Below are 19,066 nucleotides of genomic sequence, written 5' to 3' on the forward strand. Positions count from 1 at the left end.
ACAAAGGTAAATCACTTTATACACCGAATATCAATAATCCACAATTAATACAAGAATTAAAAGATGCAGGTGTAACTTTTGTTGGTAAAAACCCAACATATTCACCATTCATTAATACAATTGTAATGTATGGATTAATGTTCCTATTCTTAATATTTATGTGGAAATTCGTATTCTCAAAAATGTCTGGAAAAATGGGCGGAGGTATGATGCCATTTGGTAAGAACAATGCTAAAGTCTATATGGAAGATGAAATTGGAGTAACTTTTAATGATGTTGCTGGTCAAGAGGAAGCTAAAGAATCTCTAGTAGAGGTTATAGATTACTTAAATGACCCTAAAAAATATACTGAAATAGGAGCTAAGTTACCTAAAGGAGCTCTTTTAGTAGGACCTCCAGGTACAGGTAAAACTCTTCTTGCAAAAGCAGTTGCAGGAGAAGCAAAAGTTCCATTTTTCTCAATATCAGGTTCAAGCTTCGTTGAAATGTTCGTTGGGGCTGGAGCTAAGAGAGTTAGAGAATTATTTAAAGATGCTGCTGAAAAAGCACCATGTATAATATTTATAGATGAAATTGATGCTGTTGGTAAAAGCAGAGATAGTCAATTACAAAGTAATGATGAAAGAGAACAAACTCTTAACCAATTACTTGCTGAAATGGATGGATTCGATTCATCAAAAGGTATAGTTATACTTGCTGCTACAAATAGACCAGAAATACTTGATAAAGCATTATTAAGACCAGGTAGATTTGATAGAAGAGTAATAGTTGATAGACCAGATTTCCCAGGAAGAGAAGCTATACTTAAGGTTCATGCTAAAGATATAAAACTTAGTAAAGATGTAGACTTAGGAGAAATTGCAAAGAGTACTCCAGGTGCTGTTGGAGCTGACCTTGCAAACATAATGAATGAAGCAGCACTTAGAGCTGTAAGAGAAGGCAGAAAAGAAGTTATACAAGATGACTTAAGAGAAGCAGTTGAAGATATAATAGCAGGTAAAGAAAAGAAAGATAGAATATTATCACCTAAAGAAAGAAATGCTGTTGCATTCCACGAAGTTGGTCATGCTTTAGTTGCAGCACTTTTAGATAATGCAGACCCAGTTCATAAAATAACAATAGTTCCAAGAACAATGGGTGCACTTGGATATACTATGCAATTACCTGAAGAAGATAAATATTTAATATCAAGAGATGAATTATTAAATCAAATAACAGTAATGCTTGGTGGAAGATCTGCTGAAGAAGAAGTATTTAACTTAGTTTCAACAGGGGCATCAAATGATATAGAAAAAGCAACACAAACAGCTAGAAGTATGGTAACTGTTTATGGTATGACAGAGGAATTTGATATGATGGCTCTTGAATCAATACAAAATAGATATTTAGATGGTAGAGCAGTAAGAAACTGTAGTGAAGAAACTTCAACTATGATAGATAGAGAAGTCTTAAAAATTATAAGAGAAGCTCATGGAAAAGCTAGAAAGCTATTACATGACAATAGAGATCTTCTTGATGAAATTTCAAATGTTCTTCTTGAAAAAGAAACTATCTTTGGTGATGAATTTATGGAAATAGTTTATAAAAAATATCCAGAAATGAAAGCTAAAAGAGAAAAAGAAGAGAGAGAAAAAGAAGAAGCTAGAAAAGAAGAAAAAATGATTATAGATAGGAATAGAGAAATAAAAAAAGAAAATACTATTCTAAACAATGAAGAAAATGATAAAAATAAAGATGATGAAATCATAGCTGAAACTAGTATAACAGATGAGAATGATGATGAGGGTTCTTCAAAAGAACAAAGTGGTTCAGAAAAATAATAAATTAAAAAGGAGATGTAGAGCTCTTGAATAATAACCTAGATTTCCTAATGGAAGAACAACGCTTAGAAAACACATTAAATATATTAAATGAAGAAATATTAAACTATATAGATAAGAGAAAGTATATTACAGAATATATCTTAGATTATAGAAAAAAAGTTATAGAAGAATATAAAGATGATGAAGATAAAGTACTAGAATATTTTGATCATGAAGCTTATGTTAAAGAAGAAGCTTATAAAAATATAGATAGAAAACTTAAAGAATACACTACTCTTAAAGAAAATCCATACTTTGGGAAAATAGACTTTTTAGAAGATGGAAATCCAGAAGAGATTTATATTGGTAGATTTGGATTAACTAGAGAAGGAACATATGAGCCAGTTATAGTAGACTGGCGTGCTCCTATTGCATCATTATTTTATAAAGGAAGCCTTGGAAAAGCTTCATATGAATCACCTGTTGGAGATATAGAAACAGATATATTAAAGAGAAGACAGTTAATTATTAAAAATGGTACGCTTAAAGGTATATTTGATTCAGCTGTAGATGTGAAAGATGATATTTTACAAATGGTTTTAACTAGTAACTCAGGTGAAAAGCTTAAAGATATAGTTATGACTATACAAGAGGAACAAGATGAAATAATAAGAGCTCCTAAGGATAAAGCAGTAGTAGTAAACGGAGTTGCAGGATCAGGTAAAACAACTATAGCACTTCATAGAGTGTCATATTTACTATATAATTTCAGAAAGCAATTTGGTGATAAGGTACTTATATTAGGACCAAATGATATATTCATGGATTATATTGCAGGGGTATTACCATCACTTGGAGAAGATGGAATTGATAATATGACATTCGAAGCTTTTGCTAAAAGAGAGATAGGACTACAAGAAGATGTAACTGAATTTGCTTATTATATAGAAGAAGCTATGAAGGGAAATGAAAAAGCTCTTGAAGAATATAAAGAAAAGAGTTCTAAAGATTTTGTTACAAAGCTTAACGATATAGTTAAAGATATGGATGAAAATTACTTTAACATAGAACCTGTTATATTCTTTGATGAAGAAATAGTATCTAAGGAAGAGATACAAGATTTATTTAATAAGCATTATGCATATATGCCTTTATTTAGAAGAAGTGAAAAGATAAAGAGAATATTAACTTCAAAGATAAAGGATAAAAGAGATGAGTTAGTTTGGAAGTTAAATAAAGAAATAGAAGAAAAGGTAAGTGAATTAACTGAAGAAGAGCTTATATTTGAAAAAAATAATTTAGATTTCCAAAGAAGAATAAGAATAAGAGAAATAGTTAGAGAAGTAATGAATGCAAGAGATAGACTTGATGAATGGATTCTTCATGAAGATATTATAGACATATATAAGAGAGTTACAAGTACTGAAGCTTTAGGATATATGGATCTTGCTGGAATACTTTATCTAATGATTAAACTTAATGGAAAGAAGACTAAAAAAGAATATAAGCATCTTGTAATAGATGAAGCTCAAGATTATAATTATATGCAATTTATGGTCTTAAAAGAGTTAACTGGTTGCAAGAGTTGTACAATAGTTGGAGATAGTAATCAAAGACTTATTGATACTAAAGAAATTCCTGCAATGCTAAAGCTAGACGATATATTTGAAAATAATGTTTTAGAGTTTTCTTTAAATAAGAGTTATAGATCAACTCAAGAAATAATGGAATATGCAAGTAAATTCTTAGATGAAGAAAGAATAGTTCCACTAGTTAGAAATGGAGAAAAAGTTCTTGAAGAAGAAACTGAAAGTATAGAAGAGACAATAGATACAATAACTTCAATAATTGAAGATTATGAAGAAGATTGTCTTGAAAGTATAGCAGTTATAACAAAAAATAAAGAAGACCTTAAGGATATATCTCATAAGTTAAAAGGAAAAGTTAAAATACTTACTTTTGATAGAAATGACATAATTTATAGAGGTGGTAAAGTACTTATTCCAGCTTATTTTGCAAAAGGATTAGAGTTTGATGGAGTAATAATGCTAGAAGATGAAGAAGAAACACCAAATCTTGTTAAGTATATTATGTGTACCAGAGCGCTTCATAGATTATCTGTAATAAAACAAAATAAAAAATAAAAAGAGTCTAAAAAGGCTCTTTTTATTTTTTATTTTGTTTTATTTAAACTTTTCAAATTCTAAAATGATTTCATCGTAAACTTTATTTACTACGTTAAAGTCCATATTGTTAACATAGTATTTTTCAAGCTTATCATGAAGAAGTTTAGCTTCGGTAATTAATGAAAGTCCTTTATTTAACAGAATATCAAATTCACATTTATCAAAATCTAATTCATCTTTATATTTAATGCGAGTTTTTTTATCAGATAAAGATGACATATCAAAAACTGTACCTTTTAAATTAACATTAGATATTTGGTTTTCTGTAAATATTCCAATATCTTTTTCGGGAATAATTATGTGCTCTATATCATCAGGCAATAATGGATGATGATAATACTCTACGTAAAGACCAGATTTTTGAGCAAATTCTCCAAGTGATTTTAATACATTACTTTTACAAAAGCCAGGTTCTCCTTTTAATATGAATAAATTTTCAACTGAATCTGCTAAATTTTCTGTAAATGAAACTATGCCATTAGGGGTAAATGCTGTAGCAAATGTATGTCTTTCTCCTCCAAATATACATGATGAACTTTTAGGAATAACTAAATCTTTTAAAGTTGATTCTAGTTTAACAACTAAATTTTTATCTAAAGACTTATTATTTATTTCTCTCCAATCTAGATAAACTTTACTAGCTGCATTAAAGAAAGTATATGCTCTATTAAAGCTTTCGCTTATATCTTTTCCTATATTTATTATCTCAAATTTATTATTGATTAAATTTTCATGATTAAGAGCTTTAGCTAAATCAATTATTTTATCTACAGCACCAGGAGTTACAGGGTCAGTTGAATGAGGTGCAGTACCATCTAGTATTGCAACCTTTAATTCTTTAACTAACATTGCATCTAATGATTGATCATCTGAAGAACAATGATATTCTTCTACAGTATAAGATTTAGATTTAAAATAAAAGGCTAGTTTTTTCATTAAAGAAGATTTTCCAGTTCCAGGTCCACCTTTTAAACATATTATTCTATTAGCATCTTCTTGAGTAATTAAATTCTTAAATAATGAATAAAATCCTTTTGATGTATTATTACCAAGAAACATATGTCTATTCTTAATCTTTTTCATAATATAATCCTCGTAATTATTAATTTAAATAATATATTATATATTATTTTGCATATATTTGTTACTGATTACAAATGTTATATATTCATTATATATGCATAAATATTGCATAAAAATTCTAAAATAAAGAAAAATATAAAAAATACTTGCATAAATATAAATTTATGTGTATACTTATAACAAGTTTATTAATTAAGTTTTGCAAATAAAAAGGGGGCAATAATATATGAAAAAAGGATTATTAAAAAAGATATTTGCAATATCAATAGTTGGAGCAATGTCGCTTAGCATGATGGCATGTGGAAGCAAAAATAAATCTTTAAATGAAAATAGTAATGAGTTAGTAGTTGGATTAAGTGCAGATTATGCACCGTATGAATTCCATGCAATGATAGATGGAAAAGATACGATTGTGGGTTTCGATGTTAAACTTGCTGAAGAGATTGCAAAAGATATGGGGAAAACATTAAAAATTAAAGAAATGAAATTCGATTCATTACTTGGAGCATTATCAGCTGGGCAAATTGATATGATAATTTCAGGTATGAATCCAGATCCAGAAAGAGCAAAAAAGGTTGATTTTTCAGATATATATTATACAGCACAACATTCTGTGTTAGTTAAAAAAGGTGATTTAAGTAAGTATAAAAACGTGGAAGATTTAAAAAATGCTAAGGTAGGGGCGCAAATGGGATCAACTCAAGCTGATATAACTACAGATGTTATAAAGGCTAAAGACCCAACTCTTTTATCTAATGTTAATAATTTAATATTAGAACTTAAATCAGGCAAAATCGATGCTTTAGTTACTGAAAAACCAGTTGGAGAAATGGCAATTAAAACTAATAATGAATTATCATTATCAGATATACAATTTGAAGATGAATCAGGTGGAAATGCAGTTGCTATTAAAAAAGGTCAAAAAGAATTAGTAGAGCAAGTAAATAAAACAATAAAAAAACTAAAAGATAATGGGGAACTTGATAAGTTTATAGTAGAAGCTAATGAATTATCTTCAAAACAAATAAATGAAAAATAGTAAGTTTTAAGGCTTTAAAAAAGGAGGTTTTTAAAAATGGGATATCAATTTGACTTTAGCTTCCTCCCTAAATATTTTCCAGTATTTTTAGAAGGAGCCAAAATGACATTAATTATATCACTTATAGCAGTATGTTTTGGTACTATATTTGGATCAATTTTATATTTTATGAAAAATGTTAATTTAAAGATAGGAAAGTTTAAGCCGTTAAATTGGATTGCAACTATTTATGTAGAGATAGTTAGAGGAACTCCAATGATATTACAGATTCTTATGGTTTATTCTGGATCAGCATTATTTTTTGGATTAGATTTTAATCCACTTACAGCTGCAGTTATTGCAATTTCATTAAATTCAGGTGCATATATATCAGAAATTATAAGAGCTGGTATAGATGCAGTAGATAAAGGACAAATGGAAGCTGCTAGAAGCTTAGGCATGACAAAAGTACAAGCTATGAAGATGGTCATAATTCCTCAAGCTGTTAAAAACATTATGCCAGCAATAGGTAATGAATTTGTTGCAGTAATAAAAGAATCATCAATGGCATCATTTATTGGTGTTGGAGAATTAATGTTTAGTGCGGATATAGTAAAAGGTTCTGTTTATTTAGTTTTTGAGCCACTTATGGTAATAGCAGTATTATATTTTATTATGACTTTTTCACTTGGAAGGTTAATGACATATTTTGAAAGGAGGTTAAAGGTCGGTGATATACGTTAAAGATCTTAAAAAAAGCTTTGGAAAACATGAAGTATTAAAAGGAATAGATGAGAATATAAGAAAAGGTGAAGTTGTTGTTGTAATAGGACCTTCAGGATCAGGAAAAAGTACATTTTTAAGATGCTTAAACCTTTTGGAAAAGCCTACAAGTGGAGAAATAATATTTGAAGGCAATAATATTATGGATAAAAAGGTTAATATAAATAAAATTAGAGAAAAGATGGGCATGGTATTTCAGCAATTTAATCTATTCCCACATAAAACAGTAATGGAAAATATAATAATGGCACCAGTTAAGGTAAAGGGATGGAAAGAAGATGAAGCCATAAAAAAAGGAGAAGAACTTTTAGAGAAAGTTGGACTTTTAGATAAAAAGGATTCATATCCAAATTCACTTTCTGGTGGTCAAAAACAGAGAATTGCAATTGCAAGAGCATTAGCTATGGAGCCTAATGTGATGTTATTTGATGAACCTACATCAGCATTAGACCCTGAAATGGTTGGAGAAGTTTTAAATGTAATGAAGTCTCTTGCAAATGATGGTATGACTATGGTTATAGTTACTCATGAAATGGGATTTGCAAAAGAAGTAGGGGATAGAGTTTTATTTATTGATGAAGGAAAAGTTTTAGAAAGCGGAACTCCAGAAGAGATATTTAACAATCCTAAAAATCAAAGAACTAAAGATTTTTTATCGAAAGTATTATAGAAAATTTTAACAAAAAGAAGAATTTTTTAAACTCTTCTTTTTATTTTTATAAAATAAAAAATTATTTTTTACAAATTAAGAAAAAATTATAATAAATGGTTGAAAATGTAAATTAAACATGATAATATTATGTTATCGGCAAACGTTTTCAAATTATTGGTATAAATTTTTGGGTTTTTGGAAATGTTTCTAAAGTTATGGGGGGTTAATATGGCTGGAGTAGTTTTAAAGGATGTTTATAAAATCTATGAAAATGGGTTTAACGCAGTAAAAGATTTTAATTTAGAAATAAAAGATAAAGAGTTTATGGTTTTTGTTGGACCATCAGGATGCGGAAAGTCTACAACCTTAAGAATGATTGCAGGACTAGAAGATATAAGTAAAGGCGATATGTATATTGGAGATAAATTAGTAAATGATTTAGCTCCTAAAGATAGAGATATTGCAATGGTATTCCAAAATTATGCATTATATCCACATATGTCAGTATACGATAATATGGCATTTGGATTAAAGCTTAGAAAGGTTCCTAAAAATGAAATAGATGAAAAGGTAAGAAATGCAGCAAAGATATTAGATATTGAACATTTATTAGACAGAAAACCAAAGGCGCTTTCAGGTGGACAAAGACAAAGAGTTGCTATGGGAAGAGCTATAGTTAGAAATCCACAAGTATTTTTAATGGATGAACCACTTTCAAACTTAGATGCTAAGTTAAGAGTTCAAATGAGAATAGAAATATCAAAGTTATATAAAGAGTTAAATACAACATTTATTTATGTAACACATGATCAGACAGAAGCCATGACACTTGGTACTAGAATAGTTGTTATGAAGGACGGGGAAATTCAGCAAGTTGCTACGCCAACTGAAATATATAATAACCCTGTAAATATGTTTGTTGCTGGATTTATAGGAAATCCTCAAATGAATTTCTTATATGGTAATGCTGAATTTAAGGGTGAACAAGCTTATATAAATATAGATAATAAAATCATAGAATTATCAAAAGAAAGATCAGAAAAATTAAAGAAAGTAAAAAAAGATAATTTAGATTTAATAATAGGTATAAGACCAGAGAAAATATTATATATGCCTGAAGATATGAATAGAGAAAATATTTTAAAATTTGAAGGTACAGTTGAGTTAACTGAAAACCTAGGTGGAGAAATGTATATTCATGTTAAGGTTGGAGAAAGAAGTATTGTTATAAAAGCACAAGGTAATGTAGAAAAGGCAATAGGAGAAAAGTTAGAAATAGCATTTGATATCAATGATATACATGCTTTCAATAAAGAAACTCAAGTAACTATTTTTTAAGAATTAATTGTGGGGGGATTTAAAAATGGTAAAAAAGAAACTTATTGCTTGTCTTATGGCTGTAGCAGTAACAGGATCATTATTTGTAGGATGTGGAAGTTCATCAGAAAATGCTTCTTCAACAGATGGAAAGGAAATAACTATCTGGACAAAAGTAAAAGAAGATGAAATGAAAGTTATTGAAGATTCAGCTAAAAAATGGGCAGAAGATACAGGAAACACTGTAAAAGTTGTAAATGATGAAGGTGAATTCCAAGATTATTTACAAGCTGCAAATTCAAGTAAGGGACCAGACGTATATATAGGTATGCCACATGATAACCTAGCATCATTTAAAGAAGCTGGTTTATTAGAAGAAGTACCAGATGGTATATTTGATAAAGATAAATATACAAGCGAAAGTGTTTGGGAAGCAACATCATTTGAAGGGAAAAATTATGCAGTTCCACTAGCACAAGAATCAGTAGCATTATTCTATAACAAGGATAAAGTAAAAGAAGTTCCTAAGACTATGGATGATTTAATTAAGGTAGCAAAAGAAAATGATAATGGATTCCAAATTGATTTAGGTAACTTCTATATAACAGGTGGAATTATTCAATCATATGGCGGATATATCTTTGGTGGAAAATCAGGAAACTATGATGTAAAAGATATAGGTCTTGCTAATGCTGGATCTCAAGAAGGATATCAATTCTTACAAGACTTAGTATTAAAAGAAAAATTAATGCCAGCTGATATAACTGGTGATATAGCATCATCAAACTTTAAAGATGGTAAATCAGCTTTCTATATCTCAGGACCATGGGATGTAGCTCAATTTGAAAAAGCAGGATTAAACTTTGGAGTAGCTAAAATTCCAACAATAAAAGGTGGAGATTATAAATCATTCTTAGGTGTACAAACTGCTATGGTAAGTTCAAAATCACAAAACAAAGATTTATCATGGGATTTATTAAAGCATATAGTTGATAATGAAGGAGAAGCTTTATTAAAAGCAGGTAACAGAATTCCAGTATTAAAAACTGTAGCGGATTCACAAACTGTTAAAGATAACCAATACTTCCAAGGATTCATTGAACAAGCTAATAGTGCAATACCTATGCCAAATATCTTAGAAATGCAAGCTGTATGGAATGCAACTAGCCAAATTACAAGATTATATAAAGGTGAAAGTCCAGAAACAGTAGGAAAAGATGTAGTTAGTGCAATTGAAAAAGGTATCCAAGCACAAGGACAATAATATTGAGAAAGGGAGGGAAGGACTTTTCCCTCCTTTATTAATTTAAGGAGTGAGTATAGTGAGTAAAAAGAAGATAACATATAAAGACAATCTAAGAGCTTTAAAGTTTATGTCACCATCGCTAATAAGTATGCTTATATTAACTGTACTTCCTATTATATGTACTATAGTAATTGCATTTACTAACTATAATATAAAGACAATTAATACAGGATGGAGTTTTGTTGGACTTAAGAATTTTAAAGATATTATAACAGGGCCATTAAAAGAAGTATTTTTCCCTGTATTTGTATGGACAGTAATTTCAACAACAATAATAACATTTGGTGGATTTTTTGTAGGGCTAATATATGCACTAGTTTTATCTAACAAAAATATGAAAGAATCATCTATATATAAAGCATTCTTAGTAATACCATGGGCACTTCCAGCGACTATAGTTATAATTTCTTTCACAGGACTTTTAAATAGTCAATATGGAGCTATAAATGCAATATTAATGAATCTTCATATAATATCAGAACCTATAATGTGGCTTACAGAGCCATGGGCAGCAAGAACTGCAATAGTTTGTATAAGTATATGGCTTGGTTTCCCATATATGATGAATGTATGTATAGGAGCTCTTGCGGCGATTCCTGAAACTTATTATGAAGCAGCAAGTATAGATGGAGCATCACCAATTCAAAAATTCTTTAAAATAACATTACCATCTCTTGCAAATACTGCATTTCCACTTTTAATTGGATCATGGTCATTTAATTTTGGTAACTTTACAGCAGCATATCTTTTATTAGGTGGTGGACCTGTAAGACCGGACTCACCATTTGCAGGATATACTGATGTTTTAGGATCAGCAGCATATAAAATGACACTTCAATTTGGTAGATTTGATTTAGGAGCAGCGCTTTCAATAATACTATTTGTAATAGTAGGAACTATAGCATTTATCCAAATGAAGGCATCAGGTCAATTCAAGGAGGTGGACTAATAAATGGATTTAAAGTATAAGAAAAGATTAAATAAATCAGAAAAAATTACGCTTTGGTTAAGTAGAATATTTATTTGGGTTAGTATATTAGTTGTGCTATTCCCAGTACTTGCAATAGTTACAGCGTCTCTTTCAGAAGGTACAAGCTTTACTCAAAGTAGTATATTACCAAGTAAAATAACTTTTGAAAATTATGCATATGTACTTAAAGAAACTGACTTCTTATTATGGGTATGGAATACATTTAAGGTATGTTTGCTTGTAGCTGTAGCTCAAGTTTTAATGACATTACCAGCAGCTTATACATTCAGTAGATTAAGATTTACTGGTAAGAAATATAGTCTTATGTTTCTTTTAATACTTCAAATGTTCCCAGCTTCTATGGCATTACCAGCTATCTTAGGAATTGCATATAAGCTTCCATGGGGAATGGATAACTTATACTTCTTAGTTATAATGATGTGTGGTGCTAGTGCTTACAACATATGGCTTATGAAAGGATATATTCAAGGCTTACCAAAAGAACTTGATGAATCAGCTTTCGTTGACGGAGCTACACATGGACAAATATTTAGAAAAATAATATTCCCATTAACTAAACCAATGCTTGTAGTTATATTCTTCTTCTCATTCATTGGAACATTTGGTGAATTTATTTTATCAGCAGCATTACTTAAAGATCCAAGCGTTAAGACTTTAGTAATAGGATTAAAGTCATTTATGGATAGTGGAGTTTCAGCAAACTGGACTGCATATGCAGCAGCATCTGTAATGGCAACGATTCCGCTTGCGATAATGTTTGCATCAATTCAAAAGTTTGTATCAAAAGGATTGGTTGCAGGAGCAGTTAAAGAGTAATCTTTATATTTTAATAATAGAAATTTTAAGAGGCAGAAGATATGAATATTAATGATATAGCTAAAATTGCTGGTGTGGGAATTGGAACTGTATCAAGAGTTATAAACAATCATCCAGATGTAAAGGATGCGACAAGAAAAAAGATAGAGAAAATAATAAAAGAGAGTAATTATGTGCCTAACAATAGTGCAAGAAATTTAAAAAAATCCAATACTAATACAATTGGAATTTTAGTAAGAGGGGTATTTAATCCATTTTTCTCAGAAATGATAAATATAATAAGCAATAAGATAAGTGAAAATGGATACACTATGGTGCTTAGGCACACTGATTACTTAGAAAATGGAGATGCTGAAGTTAGAAATCTAATTGAATTTAAAAAAGAGAGAAGACTTAAAGGGATAATATATCTAGGTTGCGATATAAAAGAAATTCATAAAGATATCTTTAAGGACATAGATATCCCTTTAGTATTAGCATCTGCAAATTGTAATTATGATACAGAGATAAGCGACTTTTCCTCAATAGGAATAAGGCAATCACAATCAGCATTTAATGCAACTAAATATCTAATAAATACAGGACATAAAAATATTGCAATTATCCTTGGCCTAAAAGAAGATGCAGGTCTTGGATCAGAGAGACTTGGAGGATATATTGATGCATTAACAAAAAGCAATATTAAAGTTAAAGAAAATTATATAATCTATGGCAAATATAGTGCAAAAGGCGCTTATAATGCCACAAAAGAACTTATAAAAAACAATAAAGAAATAGATGCTATTTTCTGCATATCAGATATTATGGCAACTGGATGCATAAAAGCATTGATAGATAACAATATAAAAGTTGGGGAAGAGATATCAGTTGTTGGATTTGATGGTATGGAGGTATCAGAATTTTATAATCCTTCAATAACAACAGTAATACAACCAAGAAGAGAAATAGCAGAAAAAAGTGCAGATATATTATTTAGTTTAATAAATAATAAGTCAGAAAATAGACATATAGTGTTAGATACAAAATTAGTTGAAAGACAATCTTGTAAAAAACTATGAATATAAATATGTACTAAATAATATTATTATAGAGAAAAAAATAAGTAATACAGTGTTAGAAATTAATTTTAGAATATATAAAAAAATGAGATTTAAAAAGTTATGAACTTTAGGAGGGTACAGAATTATGAAAAAAAGAAGTAGTGGGGTTTTAATGCATATATCATCTCTTAATGGAGAATTCGGAATCGGTTCCATGGGGGAAGAAGCTTATAAATTTGTAGATTTTCTTGTAAAGGCAGGACAAAAGTATTGGCAAATACTACCGCTTGGTCATACTAGTTATGGAGATTCACCTTATCAATGTTTTTCAGCATTTGCTGGAAATCCACATTTTATAGATTTTAAAATATTATGTGATGAAGGTCTTCTTCATGAAAATGACTATAAATTTAAGAATTTTGGAGAAAATCCAGAGAGAGTAGATTATGGTTTAATATTCAATCTAAGAAACGAAATATTAAAGAAAGCATATGAGAATTTCAAAACTGAAAATTTAATTGAGTATAGAGGATTTGAATATGAAAAATTCAAGCAAGAAAACAAATTCTGGCTTGAAGAGTATAGCTTATATATGGCTGTAAAAGAGCACTTTGGATTAGTTTCTTGGAAAGAATGGGATGAAGATATAAGAGATAGAAGAGAAGAAGCTATCTGTAGATATAAAGAACAGCTTAAAGATAAGATAGAATATTATAATTTCATTCAATTTACGTTCTTTAAGCAATGGAACAATCTAAAACAATATGCAAATTCTAAAGGCATTGAAATAATAGGAGATATTCCAATATATGTAGCAGAAGATAGTGCTGATATGTGGAGTAATCCAAAGTTATTTAAAGTAAATGAAGATAATACATTAAAGGTTGTAGCTGGATGTCCACCAGATGCCTTTGCAGTAACAGGTCAATTATGGGGGAATCCAATATATGATTGGGATAAAATGCAAGAAGATGGATATAGTTGGTGGATCCTTAGAATAAGAGAAAGCTTTAAGCTTTATGACATGGTAAGAATAGATCACTTTAGGGGATTTGAATCTTATTGGCAAATACCTTATGGTGATAAAACAGCAGAAAATGGAGAATGGGTTAAGGGTCCTGGAATAAAATTATTTAATGCCATTAAAGAAGCATTAGGAGATGTAAATATAATCGCAGAAGACTTAGGATTTATGACTGATGAAGTAATAGAATTTAGAGATGAAACTGGTTTCCCAGGAATGAAAGTGCTTCAATTTGGATTTGGTGGAGATGATAGTACTGATTTACCTCATAATTATATAAATAATTCTGTAGCTTATACAGGAACACATGATAATGACACAATTTGTGGATGGTTTGAAAATAATAATTCAGATTCAGAAATTAAAAAAGCTAATGAGTATTTATTATTAAATGAAGAAGAAGGAAAAAGCTTTGGATTTGTAAGAGGAATTTGGGGATCTGTAAGCTTTTTAGCAATAGCTACTATGCAAGATTTATTAGGACTTGGAAGTGAATCTAGAATGAATACACCTTCAATCTTAGGTGGAAATTGGCAATGGAGAATAAAAGAAGGTCAATTAACTGATGAGTTAGCTAAAAGATTATATGATTTAACAAAATTATATGGGAGGTTATAAAGTTGAAAGATGAATTAAAAAGAGGTATAGAGAGAGAGTTAAAAATTAAATATGGCGTTGGCTTAGAGGATGCTGAACCAGGACAAATATTTTCAAGTCTTTCATCAGCTTTAATGGGAACTATAGTAGATGATTGGAATAATACACAAGAGTTTTATGAAAAAGGTAAACAAGCTTATTATTTATCAGCTGAATATTTAATGGGAAGAGCACTTGGAAATAATCTTATAAGTTTAGGAGTTTATGAAGAAGTTGAGAAGGCACTTAAAGAATTGGATATAGATATAAATGCTATTGAAGAAGCTGAAGAAGATGCAGCTCTTGGAAACGGAGGACTTGGAAGACTTGCAGCTTGTTTTATGGATTCAGCAGCATCTATGGAAATTCCCCTAAGAGGATATGGTATTAGATATTCAAATGGCCTATTTAAACAATATTTTGATAATGGATTCCAATATGAGTGTGCAGATAATTGGCTAACTTATGGCGATCCTTGGAGCATAAGAAAAGATAGAGAACAGGTAATAGTTAAATTCAAAGATATGGATGTTAGAGCAATTCCATATGACACACCAATAATAGGGTATAAGAGCAAAAATATAAATACTTTAAGATTATGGAAATGTGAACCAATAGAAGAATTTGATTTTAAAGCATTTAATGAATGTAGATATGATGATGCAGTTAAACTTAAAAATAGAGCAGATGATATATCAAGAGTATTATATCCAAATGATGATGTAGAAGACGGAAAATTATTAAGACTTAGACAACAATACTTCTTAGTAAGTGCATCACTTCAAGATATAATTAGAAATCATATAAGACTTCATGGAGAAAATTTTGAAAATTTAGGAGAATTCCATGCAGTTCAATTAAATGATACTCATCCAGTACTTGCAATTCCGGAGCTTATAAGAATATTAGTAGATGAATATAATATGTCATTTGATAAAGCACTTAATATAACAAAAGGTATATTTGCATATACTAATCACACTATATTAGCAGAAGCTCTTGAAAAATGGGACAATAAATTAATGAAAAAACTATTCCCTAGAATAGTAGAAATAATTGAAGAGATTGATGAAAGATTTATAAGTGAATTAAAAGAAAAGAACTATTCAAAAAAAGAAATAGATGAATTTAGAATTATTAAAGATGGAGTAACTAGAATGGCAAACCTTGCAATTCATGTAGGCTTTGCTGTTAATGGTGTTGCAGAATTACACACTAATATATTAAAAGATATTGAACTTAATAATTGGTATAAGTTATATCCAGAAAAGTTCCAAAATAAGACTAATGGTATAACTCCAAGAAGATGGCTTAGATTATGTAATAGACAATTATCATCATTTATAACTGAGCTTTTAGGAGATGAATCTTGGGTTAAGGATTTAGATAGATTAAAAGAGCTTGAGAAGTTTAAAGATGATGAAAAAGTTTTAAATAGACTTATGGAAATAAAGCATGAAAAGAAAGAAGAACTTGCTAAATATATCAAAGAAACAGAAGGCGTAGAAATAGATCCAAATTCAATATTTGATATTCAAATAAAGAGATTGCATGAATATAAGAGACAATTATTAAATACATTATATGTTCTTGACCTTTATTATAGATTAAAGGAAAATCCAAATAAGAATATTCCAAAGGTAACATTTATATATGGAGCAAAGGCTTTTCCAGGATATAAGAGAGCAAAAGCTATTGTAAAGTTTACTAATGAAGTTGCAAATCTTGTAAATAATGATAAAGATATAGATGGAAAAATAAAGATTGTATTTGTACAAAACTATAGAGTTTCTTATGCAGAAAAATTATTCCCAGCAGCAGATTTATCAAAGCAAATTTCAACAGCTGGTAAAGAAGCATCAGGTACAGGTAATATGAAGTTTATGCTAAATGGAACTCCTACATTTGGTACTTATGATGGTGCAAATGTTGAAATAGTAAGAGCAAGTGGAGAAGAAAATAACTTTATATTTGGATTAAAGGTTGAAGAAATAGAAGAATTAAAAGATAAGTATGATTGTAAGGAATTTTATGAAAAAGATCCTTCACTAAAGAGAGCTATAGATTCTTTAATAGATGGAACATTTAGTGATGGTGGAACTGGATTATTTAAGGATTTATATAATTCACTAGTTAAAGAAGGAGATCAATACTTCTTATTAGCAGATTTTGAGGCATTTAAAGATACTGAAGAAAGAGTATTTGAAACTTATAAAAATAAATTAGAGTGGGCTAAGATGTGCTTTGAAAATGTTGCTAATGCTGGTGTATTCTCTTCAGATAGAACTATATTAGAATATAGCAGAGATATATGGGAAATAAATCAAACTAAAAATACAAAATAGCATCTAGGAGAATTTATTATGAGGTTTGGAAAAAATAGTTTTAAAAGCTATGAAATAGGAATTGAAAAAGAATGGATGCTTTCAAATGGAAGAAGTGCTTTTTCAGGCAGTACAATAATAGGTGCAAATAGTAGAAAATATCACTCAATATTAGTGGCAGCACTTAAATCTCCAGATGAAAGATATATGATATTACCTAAAGTTTGTGAGAAGTTTATTTTAAATGAAACAGAGTATCCACTAACAACAACTAAGTATAAAAATGAAGTTATTGAAGGTTATAAAAACCTTCAAAGCTTCTCTTATGATGGAATACCAGAATACACTTATTTTATAAATGGTAATATGATAAAGAAGAGAGTATTTTTACAGAATAAAAAAAATACAGCAATAATAGAGTATTCAGTTAAGGCAAATAAAGATGGGGGAAGTCTTGTTCTTAAACCATTTTTATCCTTTAGAGATCCTGGAAAGGTAAGCAAAGAAGAAAATCTAAAATTTGAAAAGAAGGATTTAGATGATGGATTTAATCTTATTCCAGAACTTAAAAATGATTTAAATATAAGACTATTTGTTTCAGATGGTAAGGTATCATCTAAAAAATCTACTATAACTGATGAAGTTTATTATGATGTAGATAAAACAACAGGTGATAAGTATTTAGATAGATATTATGTTCCAGGAGAGTTTACTGTTAGCATTGATAAATATACAGAAAAGAAATTTTATTTAGTATGCACTCTTGAAGATGATAAAGAATTCTATCCTAAAGAGATAATAAGAAAAGAAGAAGAAAGAATCGAAAGTTTAAGAAATACTTTTGATGATGATAGAACATTAGCTAAATATCTTCCAATATCTGCAGATCATTTTATAGTTGATAGAGATTCAATAGATAGTAAAACTATTCTTGCAGGATATCCATGGTTCTTAGATTGGGGAAGAGATACCATGATTTCATTAACTGGTTTAGGAATGTGTACAGGTAGGCTTGATGATACTAGAGATATTTTAAAGAGCTTTAGTATATATGAAAAAAATGGTCTAATTCCAAATATGTTTCCTGACTTTGGACAAGAACCTTACTACAATACAGTAGATGCATCACTTTGGTATATACATGCAGTTTATATGTATCTATTATATAAAAATGATAAAAAGGAATTGGAATTTGTAAAAGAAGAGCTATATCAAACAATAAAGAATATCATTAAATTTTATATAGAAGGAACAGATTTCTCTATAAAGATGGATGAAGATTATCTTATCATGGCAGGGGATGGGCTAGACCAAGTTACATGGATGGATGTAAGAGTTAATGGAATAGTTGTTACTCCAAGACATGGTAAGCCTGTTGAAATAAATGCTCTTTGGTACAATGCATTAAAGATAGCATCATTAATTGCAGAAGAATTTAATGATGAAGAATATAAAAGATATGAAGATCTTGCAGAAAAAGTTAAAGATTCATTTAACAAAAAGTTTTGGAATGAAGATGAAGAATGTCTTTATGATGTAGTAAATGATAAAGAAAGTGATCCATCTATAAGACCAAATCAAGCTTGGGCTATATCTTTACCATTTACTATGCTTCCTAGAGAAAGGGAAATTAAGGTTATAGATAAGATTTATGATTCTTTATATACTCCTTTTGGTCTTAGAAGTTTAAGTGAGGATCATAAAGATTACAAGCCTGTTTATGAAGGTAAGCTTATAGATAGAGATATGGCATATCATCAAGGAACAGTTTGGTCATTCCCATTAGGAGCATTTTTAAGTGGATATTGCAAAGTACATGATTACTCAGAAGAATCTATAAAATTTGTAGATGATGCACTTAAAGAAATGGAAGTTCATATAGAAGATCAATGTCTTGGTGGAATTGCTGAAATTTTTGATGGCACTTCACCTCATAATCCAAGAGGATGTTATAATCAAGCTTGGGGTGTAGGAGAAATGTTAAGAGTATATCATGAATGCATAAGAGGAAATGATAAAAATTTAAAACAAGCAAGAAAGAATATATTTAATAAATAAAATGATGTCCTATAATCATTAAGATTAAGA

General features: G+C 29.3%; 14 protein-coding genes. 13 read left to right on the forward strand and 1 reads right to left on the reverse strand.

Features of this window, described 5'->3' with window-relative positions; all coding sequences use genetic code 11:
* On the forward strand, positions 1 to 1,820 hold a 1,820-nt coding region (gene ftsH / locus SPJ33_RS09710), incomplete at its 5' end, for an ATP-dependent zinc metalloprotease FtsH (protein WP_321117763.1).
* A gap of 26 nt (positions 1,821 to 1,846) precedes the next feature.
* Positions 1,847 to 3,946: a HelD family protein gene (locus SPJ33_RS09715; protein WP_321117764.1), complete on the forward strand. Its 2,100-nt coding sequence runs from the start codon at positions 1,847 to 1,849 to the stop codon at positions 3,944 to 3,946.
* A gap of 39 nt (positions 3,947 to 3,985) precedes the next feature.
* Here SPJ33_RS09715 and SPJ33_RS09720 read toward each other — a convergent pair whose 3' ends face one another.
* Entirely contained in the window at positions 3,986 to 5,071 is a 1,086-nt protein-coding gene (locus SPJ33_RS09720; RefSeq protein WP_321117765.1) for an ATPase, read from the reverse strand.
* A gap of 226 nt (positions 5,072 to 5,297) precedes the next feature.
* On the opposite strand from SPJ33_RS09720, the gene SPJ33_RS09725 reads away from it, so the two are divergent.
* From SPJ33_RS09725 to SPJ33_RS09775, 11 genes are all read left to right on the forward strand, one after another.
* Entirely contained in the window at positions 5,298 to 6,110 is an 813-nt protein-coding gene (locus SPJ33_RS09725) for a transporter substrate-binding domain-containing protein (protein WP_321117766.1), read from the forward strand.
* Positions 6,111 to 6,146: 36 nt separating this feature from the next.
* The gene (locus SPJ33_RS09730) at positions 6,147 to 6,833 is read left to right on the forward strand and encodes an amino acid ABC transporter permease (RefSeq protein ID WP_321117767.1); all 687 of its coding nucleotides are present in this window, start codon (positions 6,147 to 6,149) and stop codon (positions 6,831 to 6,833) included.
* Positions 6,820 to 7,542, forward strand: a complete 723-nt coding sequence (locus tag SPJ33_RS09735) for an amino acid ABC transporter ATP-binding protein (protein WP_321117768.1) — start codon at positions 6,820 to 6,822, stop codon at positions 7,540 to 7,542. Before SPJ33_RS09730 ends, SPJ33_RS09735 begins: the two co-directional genes overlap by 14 nt.
* 210 nt (positions 7,543 to 7,752) lie before the next feature.
* Positions 7,753 to 8,862, forward strand: coding sequence for a sn-glycerol-3-phosphate ABC transporter ATP-binding protein UgpC (locus SPJ33_RS09740; protein ID WP_321117769.1), 1,110 nt, complete (start codon positions 7,753 to 7,755; stop codon positions 8,860 to 8,862).
* Positions 8,863 to 8,887: 25 nt separating this feature from the next.
* Positions 8,888 to 10,105 carry a maltose ABC transporter substrate-binding protein gene (locus SPJ33_RS09745; RefSeq protein WP_321117770.1) on the forward strand — a complete coding sequence of 406 codons (1,218 nt, stop codon included), beginning with the start codon at positions 8,888 to 8,890 and terminating at the stop codon, positions 10,103 to 10,105.
* A gap of 109 nt (positions 10,106 to 10,214) precedes the next feature.
* The gene (locus tag SPJ33_RS09750) at positions 10,215 to 11,096 is read left to right on the forward strand and encodes a sugar ABC transporter permease (protein WP_321117784.1); all 882 of its coding nucleotides are present in this window, start codon (positions 10,215 to 10,217) and stop codon (positions 11,094 to 11,096) included.
* 3 nt (positions 11,097 to 11,099) lie between these two features.
* A complete protein-coding gene (locus tag SPJ33_RS09755; protein WP_321117771.1) occupies positions 11,100 to 11,954 on the forward strand; it encodes a sugar ABC transporter permease in 855 nt (284 codons plus the stop codon).
* Positions 11,955 to 11,995: 41 nt separating this feature from the next.
* Positions 11,996 to 13,012, forward strand: a complete 1,017-nt coding sequence (locus SPJ33_RS09760; RefSeq protein WP_321117772.1) for a LacI family DNA-binding transcriptional regulator — start codon at positions 11,996 to 11,998, stop codon at positions 13,010 to 13,012.
* Between the two features lie 127 nt (positions 13,013 to 13,139).
* Positions 13,140 to 14,636 carry a 4-alpha-glucanotransferase gene (gene malQ, locus SPJ33_RS09765; RefSeq protein WP_321117773.1) on the forward strand — a complete coding sequence of 499 codons (1,497 nt, stop codon included), beginning with the start codon at positions 13,140 to 13,142 and terminating at the stop codon, positions 14,634 to 14,636.
* A gap of 2 nt (positions 14,637 to 14,638) precedes the next feature.
* Positions 14,639 to 16,999: a glycogen/starch/alpha-glucan phosphorylase gene (locus tag SPJ33_RS09770; protein ID WP_414627224.1), complete on the forward strand. Its 2,361-nt coding sequence runs from the start codon at positions 14,639 to 14,641 to the stop codon at positions 16,997 to 16,999.
* 18 nt (positions 17,000 to 17,017) lie between these two features.
* On the forward strand, positions 17,018 to 19,036 hold the full coding sequence (locus tag SPJ33_RS09775; protein ID WP_321117774.1) for an amylo-alpha-1,6-glucosidase: 2,019 nt from the start codon (positions 17,018 to 17,020) through the stop codon (positions 19,034 to 19,036).
* Positions 19,037 to 19,066: the final 30 nt, after the last annotated feature.

Source organism: Clostridium sp., assembly GCF_034179595.1.
Classification (GTDB): Bacteria; Bacillota; Clostridia; order Clostridiales; family Clostridiaceae; genus Clostridium.

What these genes read in the sequence shown, in the direction of transcription:
- SPJ33_RS09730 (WP_321117767.1), top strand. Translation starts at nt 6,147, where the DNA reads ATGGGATATCAATTTGACTTTAGCTTCCTCCCTAAATATTTTCCAGTA.
- SPJ33_RS09720 (WP_321117765.1), bottom strand. Translation starts at nt 5,071, where the DNA reads ATGAAAAAGATTAAGAATAGACATATGTTTCTTGGTAATAATACATCA.
- SPJ33_RS09725 (WP_321117766.1), top strand. Translation starts at nt 5,298, where the DNA reads ATGAAAAAAGGATTATTAAAAAAGATATTTGCAATATCAATAGTTGGA.
- SPJ33_RS09775 (WP_321117774.1), top strand. Translation starts at nt 17,018, where the DNA reads ATGAGGTTTGGAAAAAATAGTTTTAAAAGCTATGAAATAGGAATTGAA.
- SPJ33_RS09755 (WP_321117771.1), top strand. Translation starts at nt 11,100, where the DNA reads ATGGATTTAAAGTATAAGAAAAGATTAAATAAATCAGAAAAAATTACG.
- malQ (WP_321117773.1), top strand. Translation starts at nt 13,140, where the DNA reads ATGAAAAAAAGAAGTAGTGGGGTTTTAATGCATATATCATCTCTTAAT.
- SPJ33_RS09760 (WP_321117772.1), top strand. Translation starts at nt 11,996, where the DNA reads ATGAATATTAATGATATAGCTAAAATTGCTGGTGTGGGAATTGGAACT.
- SPJ33_RS09740 (WP_321117769.1), top strand. Translation starts at nt 7,753, where the DNA reads ATGGCTGGAGTAGTTTTAAAGGATGTTTATAAAATCTATGAAAATGGG.
- SPJ33_RS09750 (WP_321117784.1), top strand. Translation starts at nt 10,215, where the DNA reads ATGTCACCATCGCTAATAAGTATGCTTATATTAACTGTACTTCCTATT.
- SPJ33_RS09745 (WP_321117770.1), top strand. Translation starts at nt 8,888, where the DNA reads ATGGTAAAAAAGAAACTTATTGCTTGTCTTATGGCTGTAGCAGTAACA.